General features: G+C 39.4%; 15 protein-coding genes. 2 read left to right on the top strand and 13 right to left on the bottom strand.

From position 1 onward, the window contains the following. The 6 genes from NT178_00315 to NT178_00290 form a co-directional block, all read right to left on the bottom strand. On the bottom strand, positions 1-873 hold an 873-nt coding region (locus NT178_00315), incomplete at its 3' end, for a molybdopterin molybdotransferase MoeA (GenBank protein ID MCX5810981.1). A 446-nt stretch (positions 874-1319) separates the two neighbouring features. Beyond that, complete coding sequence (locus NT178_00310; protein MCX5810980.1) at positions 1320-2381, bottom strand: PilT/PilU family type 4a pilus ATPase; 1062 nt, start codon at positions 2379-2381, stop codon at positions 1320-1322. Positions 2382-2448: 67 nt separating this feature from the next. Then, on the bottom strand, positions 2449-3276 hold the full coding sequence (locus NT178_00305; GenBank protein ID MCX5810979.1) for a prepilin-type N-terminal cleavage/methylation domain-containing protein: 828 nt from the start codon (positions 3274-3276) through the stop codon (positions 2449-2451). A 150-nt stretch (positions 3277-3426) separates the two neighbouring features. Next, the gene (locus tag NT178_00300) at positions 3427-4068 is read right to left on the bottom strand and encodes a prepilin-type N-terminal cleavage/methylation domain-containing protein (GenBank protein MCX5810978.1); all 642 of its coding nucleotides are present in this window, start codon (positions 4066-4068) and stop codon (positions 3427-3429) included. Positions 4069-4178: 110 nt separating this feature from the next. Continuing rightward, positions 4179-5252, bottom strand: coding sequence for a HAMP domain-containing sensor histidine kinase (locus tag NT178_00295; protein MCX5810977.1), 1074 nt, complete (start codon positions 5250-5252; stop codon positions 4179-4181). Next, positions 5242-5844 carry a response regulator gene (locus tag NT178_00290; protein ID MCX5810976.1) on the bottom strand — a complete coding sequence of 201 codons (603 nt, stop codon included), beginning with the start codon at positions 5842-5844 and terminating at the stop codon, positions 5242-5244. Before NT178_00290 ends, NT178_00295 begins: the two co-directional genes overlap by 11 nt. Before the next feature lie 68 nt (positions 5845-5912). On the opposite strand from NT178_00290, the gene NT178_00285 reads away from it, so the two are divergent. Both NT178_00285 and NT178_00280 read left to right on the top strand, forming a co-directional pair. Then, positions 5913-6404: a lytic transglycosylase domain-containing protein gene (locus NT178_00285; protein ID MCX5810975.1), complete on the top strand. Its 492-nt coding sequence runs from the start codon at positions 5913-5915 to the stop codon at positions 6402-6404. Between the two features lie 11 nt (positions 6405-6415). Next, entirely contained in the window at positions 6416-7504 is a 1089-nt protein-coding gene (locus NT178_00280; protein ID MCX5810974.1) for a tetratricopeptide repeat protein, read from the top strand. An 8-nt stretch (positions 7505-7512) separates the two neighbouring features. On the opposite strand, the gene NT178_00275 is transcribed toward NT178_00280, so the two are convergent. The 7 genes from NT178_00275 to NT178_00245 all read right to left on the bottom strand — a co-directional run bounded on the left by NT178_00275 (position 7513) and on the right by NT178_00245 (position 15863). Then, positions 7513-8742 carry an AAA family ATPase gene (locus NT178_00275; protein ID MCX5810973.1) on the bottom strand — a complete coding sequence of 410 codons (1230 nt, stop codon included), beginning with the start codon at positions 8740-8742 and terminating at the stop codon, positions 7513-7515. Between the two features lie 13 nt (positions 8743-8755). Further along, entirely contained in the window at positions 8756-9967 is a 1212-nt protein-coding gene (locus NT178_00270) for a type II secretion system F family protein (protein ID MCX5810972.1), read from the bottom strand. A gap of 5 nt (positions 9968-9972) precedes the next feature. After that, a complete protein-coding gene (locus tag NT178_00265) occupies positions 9973-11619 on the bottom strand; it encodes a GspE/PulE family protein (GenBank protein MCX5810971.1) in 1647 nt (548 codons plus the stop codon). A 148-nt stretch (positions 11620-11767) separates the two neighbouring features. Next, positions 11768-13240 (bottom strand): pilus (MSHA type) biogenesis protein MshL, encoded by a 1473-nt coding sequence (mshL, locus tag NT178_00260; GenBank protein ID MCX5810970.1) that lies wholly within the window; start codon positions 13238-13240, stop codon positions 11768-11770. Positions 13241-13281: 41 nt separating this feature from the next. Continuing rightward, on the bottom strand, positions 13282-13860 hold the full coding sequence (locus tag NT178_00255) for a hypothetical protein (GenBank protein ID MCX5810969.1): 579 nt from the start codon (positions 13858-13860) through the stop codon (positions 13282-13284). 39 nt (positions 13861-13899) lie between these two features. Then, positions 13900-14496: a hypothetical protein gene (locus NT178_00250; protein ID MCX5810968.1), complete on the bottom strand. Its 597-nt coding sequence runs from the start codon at positions 14494-14496 to the stop codon at positions 13900-13902. After that, complete coding sequence (locus tag NT178_00245) at positions 14484-15863, bottom strand: hypothetical protein (protein ID MCX5810967.1); 1380 nt, start codon at positions 15861-15863, stop codon at positions 14484-14486. The genes NT178_00250 and NT178_00245 overlap by 13 nt, the downstream gene beginning before the upstream one ends. Between the last annotated feature and the right edge of the window lie 385 nt (positions 15864-16248).

The raw sequence follows: 16248 nt of genomic DNA, 5'->3' as shown, positions 1-16248 counted from the left end.
CTTCCCGAATATGATAGGTTTTCCTGGTTTTATGTTAACCCCGTGGAATAGTATGCTGCCGCCGAGCTTTTCGATAACATCTGTAATATAATCCCGTTCCCCCTTGGAACTTCCTCCTGAAATCAGGATCATATCATACTTTTGTGCAGACAGGAGTTTTTCCGTTATTTCCTTTATACTGTCTCTTGCAATGCCCTTAAATGTAATGTTAAAGCCTTCTTTCCTTAACAAGCTTGACACGGTATACCTGTTTATATCCCTTATTTTGCCGGGAGGGGGTGTTTCGTCGATTGCTGTAATCTCATCTCCTGAAGATATGACTGCTGTCTCAGGTTTTTTAAAAACAGGAACTTTTGCAATGCCGAGTGCTGACAGGATGCCGAGATCAAAGGGAGAAAGCTTTTTCCCCTTTCTGAGAACCATATCGCCTTTTGTGATATCCTCTCCCCTGAAACAGATATTCTCTCCTTTATGGATTGTTTTTGTAACCTCAACTGCATCAGGCAGCCGTCTTACATGTTCTTCCATAACGATGCCGTCAGCGCCGACAGGAATCATCGCCCCCGTGCTTATACCCGCACATTGTCCTTCTTCAAGAACTATGTCAGTTTCTTTTCCGATATCTACCCTGCCGTTAACTGTTAGAAACAGAGGAGATGTTTCCTTGGCTCCGTATGTATCTTTTGCCAAAACGGCAAATCCGTCTACGAGTGATTTGGAAAAAGGAGGGATGTCCTCTTTGGAAACAATATCTTCTGCCAGAACCAGGTCAAGAGCATCCTCAATATCAACTGCTTCCATCATAGGGGCCAACGGAAAAGCATGAATGATCTCAAGAGCTGCTTTCGGCGTTATTGATTTTAAAAATTCCATACGGCTTGATAATATAGCTGATTTGAGCAAGTATGTCAAAAAGCCCAAATCCGTTGACTGTTTATTGACCCCATCCGGGTAACTCCCGGAAATGGGGTTTATTCAGAATCTTTTTCAAAAACAATATAAAGTTACCTGCCAGGTCATAATTTTTTATCCAGACATGCTGTAATCTCTCTGAGAGCCTATTTTTGGGAAAGTCTCCCTTTGCTACCCCTTATGTTTACCATGTCCTCGTGCTTCCCCCCCCTTCCTTTTATTGACGGCGATAGTTTCATAATTCTCTGCCTTGTATTAAGCAGTATTTCCAACGACGGATGTCTCCTTGCTATCCGAACATGGAAGGGCACCTTGTGAAGAAGCAGATCTTCCGGAGAGTTGGGAAACAGACCCTCTACTGATGAAGGGAACAAAACTAAGCAGATTTTCCCAATCTGCGTGCAGGTTTATTGTAAAAGAAATGTTTCTAAAGAGCCCTGTTTGCCGGGTGTGTGTTCAAGAATTTCCTGAAGATCAACCAAACCTTTTTTATATAATGCGAGAAAACAATCGTTTAACGTAACCATACCTTCTTTCCTTAAATCTTCCATTGCTGAAAATATCTGATTTAGCTTATCTTCCCTGATAAGATTCTGTATCGTTTGATTTATTGGCATGACTTCGCAGGCGCATACAAAACCATGTTTATCTGTTCTTTTTATAAGTCTTTGAGAAATAACGCCCCTTAAGGTATGAGAGATCTGTATCCTCACCTGCTTCTTCTCGCTTTCTGTAAAATAATCAATAATCTTATTTATGCTTTGAACCACATTCCATGTACGTAATGTAAAGAAAACGAGATGACCTGTTTCGGCTGCTTCGAGAAGCATTTTTACGGACTCTTTGTCTTTTATGCCATCAACAACGATAACTCCAGGGCTTTGTCTTAAAATATGGCGTAAGGCATCGGCAAAGGAAAGGGTATCCTCTTTTACCTCTCTTTGGGAAATGACGCATTTATTCGGTTTGTAAACATACTCAATAGGATCTTCTATTGTCACGATGTGTGTAGGCATCTCTTCATTGATTATATTTACCATAGCAGCAACTGTTGTCGATTTTCCGCTCTTGGCAGGGCCGATTACCAGCACCAGACCGCTCCGTTTTTTTGCGAATTCTTTTAAAATGTCAGGTAGATGCAGGGCCTCTAATGTAGGTATGTTTAAAGGGATCATCCTTATGGTAAAAGCTACAGAATTTCTCTGGAAGTAGGCGTTGACTCTAAACCTTGCCTTACCTTCAAGCTCATATGCAAAATCAAGCTCTTTTTCATTAAAAAACTTTTGTTTCCTATCAACATCCTCTACAACCTCATCCAAAAATAATTTCAGATCGTTTCTGGTCATTGGTTTGTCGTTGTAGAAGCTTAAATTTCCGTTAATGATAAAAGAAGGTGGATTCCCTTCTACAAGGTGGAGATCGGAAGCATTTTTTTCAATCATTGCATTTAATATGTCTTTAACATTCATGTTCCCCTCTTGCGTCATAATATATCAAAACAATCTATTTTTATGCAACGTTATAATTAATAATGGGCTATCTGTCCGTATTATTGTAGTTAACAGCACAATTTCTGTTTGCGTCTGTTGCAGTTGCCTGTGTGTATGTAATTGACGTTATTGCTGCAGGCGCCGTGCATGAGGCATCGGTAAAACCGCTGATATTCCCTCCCGGACCGATGCTCGATATAAGGGTATTATTGGGAATAAGACCGCATCCTATGCCGTTAATGCGAAAATAACCCCCAACGCCTAAGTTATTCCATATTTCATAGGCCGAGCATCGCCCGCATGACAGTTTTGTCTGAAGCTCAGGCAATGTTACCCATTTTATGATATCATCGTATTCGTCTGTGGCACGTGTGAAATCGCCTGCATAGTTATCAACTGCTATGCCTGTAAGATAGGTGTTGATCATTGTTGCTGCCGCAACAGCCTGGTTTGCTGCGGTTTGGTTGTTGAAATTGCTTCCGCCACTGAGGATAATGTATGCAACATTATTTACAGTGTTGGATGTTGTACAGGCAGCATCATTGCATACCCTCAGTGTTATGTTCGTTGTTGTTCTATCACATATGGATGTGGCAAGATTGTTGTCGAAAATGTACTGTATCGTATTATTCCAGGCATCTTTCTGTGTCCGTACTATATTTGGAAACTGGGCGAGAGTGGGTAGTCTGTTGTTGGTTGCAGCATATCCTATGATGCCTTCTAAGGCAGCATTGACATTTTCTTTTGTCTCCGTTGTTTTCATCCGTATTGTTAAGGGGCCGATCATGCCTGCCCCAATACTCACAAGAATACCCATTATAACCATCACGATTGCAAGCTCAATAAGGGTAAAACCTTTTGCACCCGGTTTCATGTATTATCCCATCCTTTGTTATCCAAGTATAAACAATGCATAATTTAATTATATTACCATTATATAACATTGTGTTAAAAAATAAAAAGGGAGGTTTTGTGCCTCCCTATGTACTTATCGTAAAAAAATCAACAATAATCTAAATCAGAATTAGAGTTTGAAAAATAATAATATCGGCGCTTCCGAGCCTGCCGTATATGCAGCAAGCGCGCGAATTGAACCTGTAGTTGCTATGCCGTCGTCATACTGGATGTCTATCTGTTGTGCTATATTTGAGGGAACTCTTGAAAAACCGATCCAGTTTACGGTTAAGGTGGAGACTGCGACATTTGCCGCTCCTACGGTTCCGCCATAGGGGTTTGTAGGATTTGTGCCATCAAGAGGACCTGAGAGAATATTCGACCGCCTCATGTGATCCCACATCCCGCAAGTCTCCGATGCAGTAGCTGCGGCGCAGGTAAACATGGTGCCGGGAGCGGCATCGGTTCCGGTTGCTCCGCCGTCTATCAGTCCATTTCCGTTGCCGGCTGTGTAATAGGTGACCGGATTCCATCTTGTTCCGATACCTGTACCGTTGTCGTCTCCGGGATATTTGGCATATTTGTCATAATAGGTGTAAATGGCCGCGGCGATCTCTCTTTGCTGACTATATAATCTCTTACTCTTTGCGCTGTTAATCATTTCCTGTCCTTTAAGCACAGCCCCGAGCATGATACCGATGATAACAAGCACAATTGCCAGTTCAACGAGTGTAAAACCTTTCTGGTCCTTTAATCTTCTGAACATTTCCATATACACCCTCCCAAATCAGTTATTCATTTAATTATTTTCATATTATCGACGAAAAATGATTATTGCACAAGATGTAGAATGATTTTACATATATACAATAGTTGGAGAATTTATCTTTTACGGGGAATTGTTACCTCAAATTCAACGCCTTTTTCAATATTCCTTGAGATAATTTCTCCCCCCATAGACAGAGCTATGTTCTTTGCTTGAAAGAGTCCTATCCCCAACCCTTCCTTTTTAGTTGTATAAAATGGTTCAAAAATTCTTTCAATATGCTCGATATGGCTTCCTGTATCACGGATAATAATTTTAATATCAGCATCTGTTTCGATAATATCAATGAAGGATTGTACATTGTGTTCACGTAATGTTTTTTCGTATATGTTTTTCAGGATATTGTCAAGGATGGATGTGATCCTGTATTCTTCCGTAAATATTGAAGCATCTCCCTGAATCTCATAGGGAAACTTGTAAAGATTTGCTACTGCTTCTATCAGTCTTCTAACGCTTACATTGCTTTTATGACTATCGGGATGCCCCCTTTCTTTGCCGATTTCCAGCATATCCAGTATTCTGTTGGCCCGTAGAGACAAAATAGATGCTGATTTTTTCAGAATGCCTATGAGTTTTAACTCTCTGTCGGGATTTTCTGCGTGTTCTAAGTTGTAAGACAATGTCTGCGAGAACTGGGCTATATTTTTAACATCATGTATGATGAATGTCTGTAGTTTTGAAAAATTATAGAATGTTTCGTTAATAGCCTTTATTTTTATTAAAATATCCGTTTCTGCCAATAAAATAATAGTTTGAAGAATCATCAGGTGGATATATCTATTTTCGCCTCCTGAGGATTTGGGTATCAGGCTGATGTTTACAGCATAATCTGCTCGCTCGATGCTCTGCTGAACGACGTTTTTATCGTTGCCTTTTTTCTTTTCAAAACAATTCCCGAGATAAACAATCCTGTAAAATACATCCCCAACTCTTGCATTTTTTAACAGACCTTCTGTCTTTTCAAGAAATAGATGTAAATCATAATCGCATTCTTTATTTTCATTAATAAGCATTAAAACTGTTTTAAAAGCCCTATTCGTTAAAAACCTCAGATAAACAAGAATACAAATAATGATTGTACCGGCAGTGATGAAGAACAGGTATGTTATGTCCAGGAGTTTAATCGTCATATTTGCTTCGTTTAAATCCAAATTTTTTAATGAAATAGTAGAGGCTTTCTCTTTTAATCCCCAGGATTTTTGCAGATTGGTAGACGTTAAAGTTTGTGTCCTTTAACACCTTTAAGACAATATTTCTTTCCGCTTCTTCTCTTGCAGGCTGCAGCCCTTTGCCGACTTCAATATCAAAGGAGATTTTTTTAATGCCTTCTTTGTCTATCTTCTCTTCAATATCTTTAAAGAGTAAAGCCCTTTTAATTGAAAAAACTATCTTATCCATATCAACCGGCTTCATAATATAATCAAAGGCGCCTGATTTTATGGCCTCCAAGGCGGCATTTTCAGTTTTCTGCCCTGTCAGGATGACAACTTTTGCCGGAAATGTATCGATAATGAAGCGTAAAAGTCTGATACCCTCATAGGGTGTATTTTCAGAAGGCGGCAGACCAAGGTCCAGGATTACCACTTCAATCTTGTTGTTTTTAAGGATGCTCAGGGCTTCTTCAACATCTCCGGCCTCAAAAATATTGAAGGTTAACTCAAGGGAAAAACGTATCTGGTTTCGCAGCAGGATATCATCTTCGACCAGAAGGACATTTTCCATATATTTCCATAGTATGTATAATATTTCTTGCTTTTTAAAGCACTATTTAACTATAATTGGTCAACTTGATGAAATTATTAATTATATGTGCAATATTGATGCCTTCGCTCCTTGATGCATTTTGCTTCGAAGACGCCGGAAAACAATATGGTATTCCTTATCGACTTCTTGAGAGTATTGCCGGAATTGAATCAAATATGAATCCCGGAGCTTTCAATGTAAACCGAAATGGTTCTTTTGATGTGGGGCTCATGCAGATTAATTCCTTCTGGATCAAGATGCTTGAATTGAACAAAGATGAGCTGGTCTCGAATCCATGCTATAACGTCATGATCGGGGCAAATATTCTGAAACAATGCGTGGATCGGTATGGTTTTAACTGGGAGGCCGTTGGTTGTTATAATGCAACTGATTCGCAAAAAAAGATCAAATATTCATGGAAAATATTTCAAAAATTGAAGAGTAAAGAAAAATATCAGATGATACAACGTGGAAGTTGCATGTCGCCAGCGCCTGTACCAGCCCTTCTTTTTTCGGTAAAAGATAAATACGAGGAATAGACCCGGAAGATATGAGCCTTCTTGCCGACCTCCTCTCAAAAGTAAAATATCAAAAACATGAAGGCGGAATTCCTCCCACCCTTAAAAGGGTAATATCCGATTCAAAAAAGAAAAGAGTTGTTAAAAAACAGATTGTCATTATGGGAAGCTTAGCGTTGATAATGGTTTTTATCGGGTTAGGCGTCGTTTATTATATAAATGTTCTTACAGTTCCTTCGTTGGCGCCCAGGATGGCCAGGACGAATATTCAAGATCCTTTGCAGCCACAAAAAATCGAGTTGAACAAGCTTGACCCGCATCTTACATCAGTAGATAAGATAATTGATAAACAGGTTGAAAAGCCTGAAGCAAGTCACACGGGAAGGGCTGAAACAACTGTTCCCCAAAAAACGGTAAAGGCTTACCCTGTCCCACTCAGACAAAAGGAAAGTGAGGGCAGTTTTTCAAGTGAAAAGAAATACCTCTCCTCAAGGACTATAGCTAAGTCTGAGGACGATGCCACTAAACTATCCAAAGAATTAACGGCACTCCGAAAGGCAGAAAGGGATGGATTTCTTTACACAGCAAAAAATTATGAGGCAGGCAGGGATTATCATCATGCGCTTAATTATTATAAAAAAGCCCTTGAAATTGATCAGCGGAATTATGTAATTATGAATAACATCGCAAGCCTTTTGATAAATATGGGATTATACGAAGAAGCAATAAAGTATTCCAAGAATGTCTTGAGTATTAATAAAAACTATGCACCTTCCCTCGTAAATATTGGCATATCATTTGTCCAACTCGGCAATACGAGCGAAGGCAAAATCTATCTTTTACAAGCAGGATCTCTGGAGCCTTCAAATAACAATGTACTTTTAAACCTCGCACTCCTCTATGAAAAAAATAAAGATTATGATGAAGCGAATAAAATGTATTCAAAGCTTTATCAAATGGAGGATATTCAAGGATATCTTGGCATTGCAAGGATTGCTGAGGGTACAAGCAGGCCGGATGATGCAAAAAAGGTATATCGGGAAATCATGGCTCTTAATAATGTTGATTCTAAAATAAAAAAAATTGTGTCGGAGAGATTGTTAACCCTGGAAAGTAGATGATTGTTATATTATTTAACAACACCAGTGCTTTTTGCAATTGCCCTTTCTGATATCCATCCATTATTGCCATCCTGTATTTTAACCTTATACCATTTTTCTCCGCTTTCGAGCGTATGCTCCTCAGTTGCTTCAAGAAGCGTTCCTTTTGGTATCCCTGAAACCCTGCCGGCATTTACCGAAGGACTTTCTCTCAAATTGGCATCGGCAACAACGGTGATAATCGTTTTTTCAGGTTTTTTAATGGGTGCTTTCTGTAGAATTTCAGGGGTAACAGTTTCTTTTGCAGGCATTGCCTCTTTTACAGGCATTTTGTGCTTCCAGGTCAAGAGGCTATTTACATGTATAACCCCGAAAACAATAAATATTATAATAACCATTATGGAGCTGATTAAGGCATATCTTAAAAATTTGACTTTTTTCTTTTCCTCTGTATCACCATAAGAGAGGTGTTGTTTGGCATATTCAACGTGATTCATTTTTATAAAGTTTGTTCCTTCTATATAGGCAGCCATTAATGACCTTGAAGACAGAAGGTTTATCAAACGGGGGATACCCTTTGAGAGTTTGTATATCAATTTTATTGCATCATCTTCAAATACCACCGAGCCTTTTCCTGCTTTTCTAAGCCTGAAATTTATATAATCCTGTGTCTCTACATTATTCAAAGGATTTAGTGTTGCCTTCACTGCGATTCTTTGATTTAGTTGTTTTAGATTCTCTGATAACAACTTTTTTTTCAATTCCGGCTGTCCTACCAGCATAATTTGCAACAGTTTTTCCTTCTCTGTCTCAAGGTTTGAAAGAAGCCTCAACTCCTCAAGGGTCTCGTAAGGGAGGTTTTGCGCTTCATCAACAACTATGATGACCCTTTGGTCAGACAAAGAGCGTTCTATAAGTATGTCCCTGAATGCTTTAATCATTTCGTTCTTATTGCTTGTACCTATATGAACATTTAAATCTTCCAGCACTGCCTGCAAAAATTCTTCAGGAGTCAGCCGCGGCGTCATTATCAGCGCTATCTCTGCCTTGTCTTTCCATTTATCAATAAAAACCCTTAAAATGGTCGTCTTGCCTGTCCCGGGCTCGCCGACTATAAGGGAAAAACCTTCCTTTTGCTCTATCACATAGTCCAGAGAGAAGAGCACATCATTATGTTCTTGTGAAGGATAAAAAAAGTGAGGATCGGGTGTAAGCCTGAAAGGGTCTTCGTTGAGATTAAAAAATGATAGATAGTCCATAATTATTAAGAAACTATTTAAATTTTGATACCAAATCGTAAATAGGCAACAGGATTGCCATAATCATAAAGGCAAAGATAATCCCAACAATAGTCATCATGACCGGCTCTATCATTTTGCCCAGTTTTTCAGATACATCGTCAAGTTTTTTAAAGTAGAAATTGGAAAGAAATGCAAACTGATCGCCAAGATTGCCACTCGATTCCCCTACATCAATCATTCTCACTACCATCTTGGGAAAAATGCTATGTTCTTTAATTGCATCGGATATCCTGCTGCCTGTTGATATTTTTTCCTTTATACTTACGATTGCCCTTCTAAACACCTCAGAGCCTACTGAATTTGAAACAATGATAAGCGATCTGTCAATTGTTATACCGGCAACAACCATAATTTTCATCTGCTCTGCGAAGGAAGCAAGATACTTATTGTATATAAAAAGCTTCACGATGGGTAGTTTCATTATTAGTAGATCGAGATAGTATCGCCCGTTTTCTTTCCGTTTTACCAGTTTTATGCCTGCAATAACAGCTATAGGTATTAAAGGCAGGATATACCATTTTGATTGAACAAAATTACTCATAAAAAGCATTATCCTCGTTATCAATGGCAGTTTTTCTCCCATTTCCTTTATAACCGATAGTAGTTTCGGCATTACATAGATAATCCAAAACAGCAGGGCGCCGCCTGTTGTAACAAGAACAAAAATAGGATACATTAGTGCGCGTTTTACCGTTTCAGCAAGATCCTCTATTCTTTGGAGGTGTTCTGCGATATCCATGAGGCTTCGTTCAACACGTCCTGTTTCTTCCCCTATCTTTACCATTCTTATGAGGATATCGGGGAAAATACGTGCATTGGCATTTAGTGCATCCGATAAGGTTGAGCCTGATATAACCCTTTCTTTTATATCTTGCATTGCGCTTTTAAGGGCTTTTTTCTCTGTTGTCTGGCCTACGTCTTCAAGGGCGTCAAGAATGGGTATCCCGGCTTTCAGTATCATACCTGTGTTTCTTGCAAACTCTATGATGTCACGCCTTTTGACCCTACCCGATAAAGAACCAATGTTAAATCCCGATAATAGACTGATTGTTTTTTTGATGCTAAGTATGCTTAGTCCCTTAGATATAAGATTATTCCTGGCATCGTCAATGTTAATTGCCTCTATATATCCGCTAATCATTGAACCGTTGATGTCGATTCCTTTATAATTAAACATACCCATATTAATCAACCGGCAACCCTCAACGCCTCTTCAACGGTTGTAATGCCATGCGATGCCTTGATAATAGCATCTTCTTTCAGTAACCGCATTCCGTTCCGCTTAGCACTTTCTTTCATAGCCGTGATAGAAGCGCCTGAGTATATCAGTTCCCTCATTTCATCATCAACGGCAAGAACCTCACCGATAATTATTCTTCCTAAATAACCTGTCATATTGCATTTCGGGCAGCCTTTGCCCTTAAAGCCTGTCGTAGAGGTAATTCCATATTCTTTTAGAATGGATATCTCATATTCGGTTAAATTATATTCCGTTTTACAATAGCTGCATATTGTTCGTACAAGCCTTTGCGCCACAATAGCGAGGATCGATGCAGAAAGCATATACCTGTCCACGTCAAGATCGATGAGCCTCGGCACTGCTGTTACCGCATCGTTTGTGTGGAGCGTGCTGATTACAAGATGTCCGGTTACGGAAGCCCGCACCGCAATCTTTGCTGTTTCTTCATCCCTGATTTCGCCGAGCAGGACAACATCCGGGTCCTGTCTCATAAAATTTCTCCCGGCAAGGGCAAAGTCATAGCCTGCCTTTTCATTAACCTGTGTCTGTTTTACAAAGCATAGCTTATATTCCACAGGGTCTTCAACGGTAAGTACATTTCTTTCGAGTATATTTACCTCTCTTAAGGCTGCATAGAGTGTTGTCGTTTTACCGCTTCCCGTTGGACCTGTAATCAATATTATTCCATATGGTTTTTGAAACAACCTCCTCACTTTGTCTGTATTGACAGGATCGAAGCCCAGTTTCTCGAGCCTGAGGAAAGATGCCTTACCGGTTAATATCCTCATGACGACGTTTTCGCCATAGATAGTCGGGACTGTGGATATGCGGATATCATATCCCCTGTTTAAAAAATTAAAGGTAAAGGCTCCATCCTGAGGCAACCTTGTCTCGGCAATGTTAAGTTGAGACAGTATCTTTATCCTTGATACAATGCCTGTATGCACAGCCTTTGGTAAACAGTGGGCATATTGCAAGACGCCGTCTATCCTGAAAAATATATGTACAACATCATCAGCAGGATTAATATGGATATCGGTGGTATTCTTGCGTATTCCATCCATAATGATAATGTTGGTTAGCAATACGACATCATTGCCGCCTATGACCCCTGTTGTCTGGACATTTTTAATAATCTTGTCGATACTCTCCTGGATCGGGTTTTCCAGAAAGAAATAGGATCTATCCATGGCTTCATGATAGGCTTCTCTATCAACAAGGTATACCCTGGGCTGGTTTTTTGTTATTCTCGATACAGTGTCTATTGCTTGAATGTTGCCCGGTTTTGCTATACCGATATTCAGTCTGCCGTCTTCATTTTCAATTGGAATAAATTCGGCCTTTTCTGCCATGTCTTTCGGGATGATCCGCAAAGCGTCCTCTGACACGTAGAATTTACTGAGATCAAAAAACTCTATTCCCGATTGTTCTGCAAGTATTTGAGCCCTCTCCTTTGACGAAATGAACCCCAGCTTTACAAGTACATCTCCGAGAAGGTCGCCCGTAACTTTCTGATGAATCAAAGCTATTTCAAGCTGTTTGTCGTTAATTAAACCTTTTTCTTTAAGTATATCGCCAAGCTTTAGTATTGCCATAAATACCGTACCCCTTTATTGCCCCGTGGGTTAATATCTCGAAGTTTGCTTCGGAATGGTTGCCCCACAAACTTATCACGAGGTAATTCATTGCATATTCTTGTCTCGCCTTTAATATCCCGCCCGCTTGCACAGGCTGATTCATTGCTCATTTTCCTACCAGGAAGGGCTGGAGTAAAACTACAAGCTCATTTTTAGTGTCCTGCTTGTTCCTGCTTTTAAAAAAATATCCCAGCAAAGGTATGTTACCAAGAAAAGGCACCTGGTCATCCTGCACGCTCTCCTGCTTTTCGATCAGCCCGCCAATGATGATTGTCTGGCCGTTCATTACCTTTACCGTGGTGCTCAGCTCCTTGAGATCAACAATAGGAAGGGATATCTGTATCGAAGTGCCGACACTTTTTTCCTTTAAATCCTGCAGTTTGGAGATAATCGGGGTAACTGTTAAAGTAATCTCTCCGCGTTCATTTATATAGGGGACAATGCCGATAAGGATCCCTGACAGTATACTGCTTGTTTGCACGGAATATGTAGTGACAGGGGCTATTCCTCCTGTGGTAGTAGTTTCAACCTTGGAAATAAAGGAGGTATTCCTCCCCACGCTCAAAAGGGCAGTTTGACCATTCATAATATTTATTCTCGGATTGGAAAGGATTCTTACTTCTCCCTGTTGCTGCAGAGCCTGAAGAACAGGGGCAAAACGATGATCTGTTACCGCAATTTTCAACAAAGGACCTGTAGCAGGAACTATTGACGCAAAATTTTTTGTGGTTATGTCAACATCGCTGGTTATATAGCTCCAGTCAATGCCAAGCTTAAAATTGTCGTTAAGCTGAACTTCAATAATCTTTGCTTCAACTAAAACCTGCCTGCCAATGATCATGCGTAGATTGTTGATATATTGTTCAACCCTGTCGAGATCTTTTTTCGAAGCAGTTACGATTATAGACCCTGCAAGCCTGTTCAAGGAAAATGTCTGTTGCGTAGAAGTTGCCGACTCTTTTGTCCCAAGAATAGTCGAGATGGACTTTTCGATTGCCTCCCAGAATTTAAAAGCTGTGTCGTCACTTTTCACGGTCTGTGTTATACTTCCTTTTACTCCGGTTCCTCCGCCTCCGGAAGACCCACCACCGCTTGCTGAAGATGTTGCTCCCGCGAGCATGTCCCCGCCTACATCGATAGAATATTTTTGCTCAAGGGCAGGATGACCCAGTTCAAATATGCGGGTATCGGTAGCCCTCACGTAGAGCATGTTCTCTTTAAATACATAAAAAAAGTCAACTGAACCGAAAATTGTTCTGAGCGCATGTTCGGCAGTTACATTTTTCAATGTAATGTTTACCGGGGTTTCAGGATCAACCCCTTTTTCCATTACCACATTAAGGCTTGCAGCTTCTGCAATCACGTGGAGGACATCTCTTAGAGGGGTGTTTCTGGCTGTAATATTTACAATGCGTGTTTTTAAAGGTGTTACATCTTCAGTTGCAGGCATAAAATCCGGTATTTTCAAGGGAGAAGGTGCTTCAGCTTTGGTTCCTTTAAATTCTTCCGGGATCTTAATTTCTCTTTTTATATCGATCTTTGTTTGAGGTTGGGATGCGCAGGAAGCTATAAAAGACAAAAAACAAACGGATAACAAAATTAAAATAATTTTTTTATCTCTTATTTGACATTTAACCATTTTTTCATATCCTCAATCTGTTTTAATCTTTTGTCGTTTTCAGTATTGATTGTTTTTTCCATATTTTCATCAGTTGCAGATGCTTTCTGTTTTTCTACCGTGAGTGGTTTCCTAACATCTTTATTTTTTTGAGATGTTTTGCCTTCTTCCTGGTCCATTGAAAGCCATCTATCCACACCTCCTTCTCTTATGAGGACCTTATCGCCCTCTATCCTCAGCACTTTGTCGTTGCCGATTAAATCACCTTCTTTTACTATCTGATTATTTATGATAGCCATTTTTTTCCCATCCCTGATGAGAATCAGAGAGACATTTTTCTTCTTCTCAATTGCAGTTTCATTGAGGACTTCCGATAGCGCAACGCCCGGGAACCCCTTTTGTGCCCCCTGAGTGCTGTCAAGAGGCAATTTCAAACCGGTTATCATGTTCGACTTTCTCTGAGCAATCTTGATTTTTTCATAGAAAAAACCCACGATCTCTTGTTCTTTAAGAGACAGAAAAGGTTTGAACTTTACCCTCTGTATGCCTTCATAAAAGGCAAAAATCGCAGCAAATGACAATAATAGTAGTATAATCAAATTTTTATAGACATTCAATTCTTAATTACCGTTCCTTTTGGTTCCCTGTATGCTTGTATCAAAACCGGTCTTTGGCATTTTCAATATCCCCTGGATTTCATAAGTGAATGCAATTTCACCCTTAACCCCGGTCGCGCCTGTTGTTACAAGGCTACCTATTGTAAAAAAGGGGAATTTCATAGATTGAAGGTTCTCGATGCTTTTTAAAAAAACTGTATAATCGGTGATAGTGCCGGAAATTATTATAGGCAAACGAAGCTCATCCCCCTTGTCTTCGATGGTTGCTACCGTTACCTGCGCTTTTCCGACAAGGGATTTTAAAGTGTCGAGCCCGATATAGATATATTTTGTTGATGATGTCCCCAACATGCCCTGGGGTATGATTTTCCCAATATCATACAGAGAATTGTGAATATCTTTTATGGTATCCCTAACCTTTACAAGATTTATTTTAATCGTATATAGCTTACTCAATGTTATATTAAGGGATGCGGCATATTTGTTAAAAAGTATTGCAGATGACAAAACAATTAAGAATAGTATCAATGCAGCAATGTAAAAGAGAAAGTAGCGTTTCAGCCCTTTCTGTACAAAAATCCGGTCCTTTATGTTTTCCATTTTACCTCGATTGAAAAATTCATCTCTTTTACATCTATACCATGTGTTGTTATCTCCAGACTTTTGGTGCTTTTTATTGTATCGATCAATCTACGATAATATGCATCCATATCGGTAAAATTGTTTGCCATAACAGCACCCTGAAGACGGATTGTCAGCGTACTTTCTTGTGTATTCATCTGAATAGAGTTTATTCTGATATTTTGCATAGGTAAAAAATTAAATGTAGCAAGGACTTTTTGCATATCAGGTGAAGTATTTGTCTTATTCATATAGGTTATAAGTGGCATGACTTTTTGCAATTCACTATTTATGCTCCCATATTCTTTTAAAATAGGTTCTTTTTCGGCAATCTCTTTCCTCGTGCTATTAATTTTCGCTTTCAAATCCGGAATTTCAGAAACCGTTAATGCAATGTAGCCTGCTCCAATGAAGGAAAACAATAAAAGCAGTAATGTTGACCAGAAGAGCACGTTTTTTTGTGTCTTCAGGGTTTGATATGCCGGAGGGAGAAGGTTGCCCCACAGAATATCCTTATGAGAAAGGACAGCCGATAGAGGTATGATGCATTCCGCAATGCTTTCTGTTTGATCTATGACGTTTGAAGGATATTCTAACCCCATGGCCGGTACAACAAGGTCAGGTACTGATTCATATTTGTGTCCTGTTGTACCTATAAGGATTACCTTTGAAGGGCTGAGCCTGAGTGTCTGGCGAAAATAATTTATTGTCATATTGATATTGTCTATATCAGGCCCGTCGATACCCGGCCTGCCTGATTGAGTAACGCGGACAAAACAGGGTTTGCCGCCTTTCAGGAGAAATAGTGTCTTATTATTGCCCGTATCGAGAACACAGAGCAGTATTTCATTAATAGAACTATCAATGGAAGAAAACAGTGTCGACATGGTAAGCACACTCGGATACAGAGCAACTATTGTTTTATTGTATTTGTTGAATCTTTCTATAATGCTATGTAATTCTTCATAATCCACAGCAAAAACAAATGTATCTTTTACCTTTTTCCCCTCATGCTGTGTTTCTCCGAGTACATCATAAAAAAAAGAAAAATCTTTAACTTCGGTATAGTTTTTTCTCACTTCAATTTCAGCAAGTGTACGAAGGTATTTATCCTGAGCGGGCGGGAGAGGCAGTACAGCCTGATAGAATATCTGAAAAGTAGAAACAACAATGAATTCATTTTCCTTTGTTGTTTTGAGAAAATTATCAAACTCAGAGTTTTCAAGTGCAACTGTCTTTTGTAAAACAAAATGACCTTCTTGAAGTATTACATAGGCTATCTTCGCCAATCCTTCTTCGAAGCTTATTGCAACAAATTTTGTTTGCTTGTTTTTAAGGAGATTCATATGTAGTGTTTACATTGTAAAAGCAATCCGTTGTATCGTATCCCATGCATAAGACCTTTGTATGCAATTTATTTTTTGTAATATTTAAATATATTTAAAAATATCAAGGCATGTCAATGGTTATTTTTATCTGAACTTTCCTGATTTTATTTAGATAGTGTTTCTCCGGGAGCCCAGGATTTTGAACAAAGCCGGCATCTTTCACTTGTTTCTATATGGCAAGGGCAAGGTTTTTGTATGAGACTAAAACTCTATCCTTACACCTGCATTGACACTTTGTGCAACATACTTGCTCTCACCGATCTGCGCACCATAGTTGACTGAGAGGGAAAGGGCATTCTTTGTTACTACGGTAATACCTGCCCCGAGAGAGAGGGAGCTTCTG

The sequence above is a fragment of the Pseudomonadota bacterium genome (assembly GCA_026388255.1).
In the GTDB taxonomy this organism is placed as follows: Bacteria; Desulfobacterota; Syntrophorhabdia; order Syntrophorhabdales; family Syntrophorhabdaceae; genus JAPLKB01.
Note: the sequence above shows the minus strand (reverse complement) of the source record. Positions and strands in the feature narration are given on the sequence as shown.

Coding starts and splice junctions, on each gene's coding strand:
- NT178_00310 (MCX5810980.1), bottom strand. CDS start 2,381: ATGAATGTTAAAGACATATTAAATGCAATGATTGAAAAAAATGCTTCC.
- NT178_00305 (MCX5810979.1), bottom strand. CDS start 3,276: ATGAAACCGGGTGCAAAAGGTTTTACCCTTATTGAGCTTGCAATCGTG.
- NT178_00300 (MCX5810978.1), bottom strand. CDS start 4,068: ATGGAAATGTTCAGAAGATTAAAGGACCAGAAAGGTTTTACACTCGTT.
- NT178_00295 (MCX5810977.1), bottom strand. CDS start 5,252: ATGACGATTAAACTCCTGGACATAACATACCTGTTCTTCATCACTGCC.
- NT178_00290 (MCX5810976.1), bottom strand. CDS start 5,844: ATGGAAAATGTCCTTCTGGTCGAAGATGATATCCTGCTGCGAAACCAG.
- NT178_00285 (MCX5810975.1), top strand. CDS start 5,913: ATGAAATTATTAATTATATGTGCAATATTGATGCCTTCGCTCCTTGAT.
- NT178_00280 (MCX5810974.1), top strand. CDS start 6,416: ATGAGCCTTCTTGCCGACCTCCTCTCAAAAGTAAAATATCAAAAACAT.
- NT178_00275 (MCX5810973.1), bottom strand. CDS start 8,742: ATGGACTATCTATCATTTTTTAATCTCAACGAAGACCCTTTCAGGCTT.
- NT178_00270 (MCX5810972.1), bottom strand. CDS start 9,967: ATGGGTATGTTTAATTATAAAGGAATCGACATCAACGGTTCAATGATT.
- NT178_00265 (MCX5810971.1), bottom strand. CDS start 11,619: ATGGCAATACTAAAGCTTGGCGATATACTTAAAGAAAAAGGTTTAATT.
- NT178_00250 (MCX5810968.1), bottom strand. CDS start 14,496: ATGGAAAACATAAAGGACCGGATTTTTGTACAGAAAGGGCTGAAACGC.
- NT178_00245 (MCX5810967.1), bottom strand. CDS start 15,863: ATGAATCTCCTTAAAAACAAGCAAACAAAATTTGTTGCAATAAGCTTC.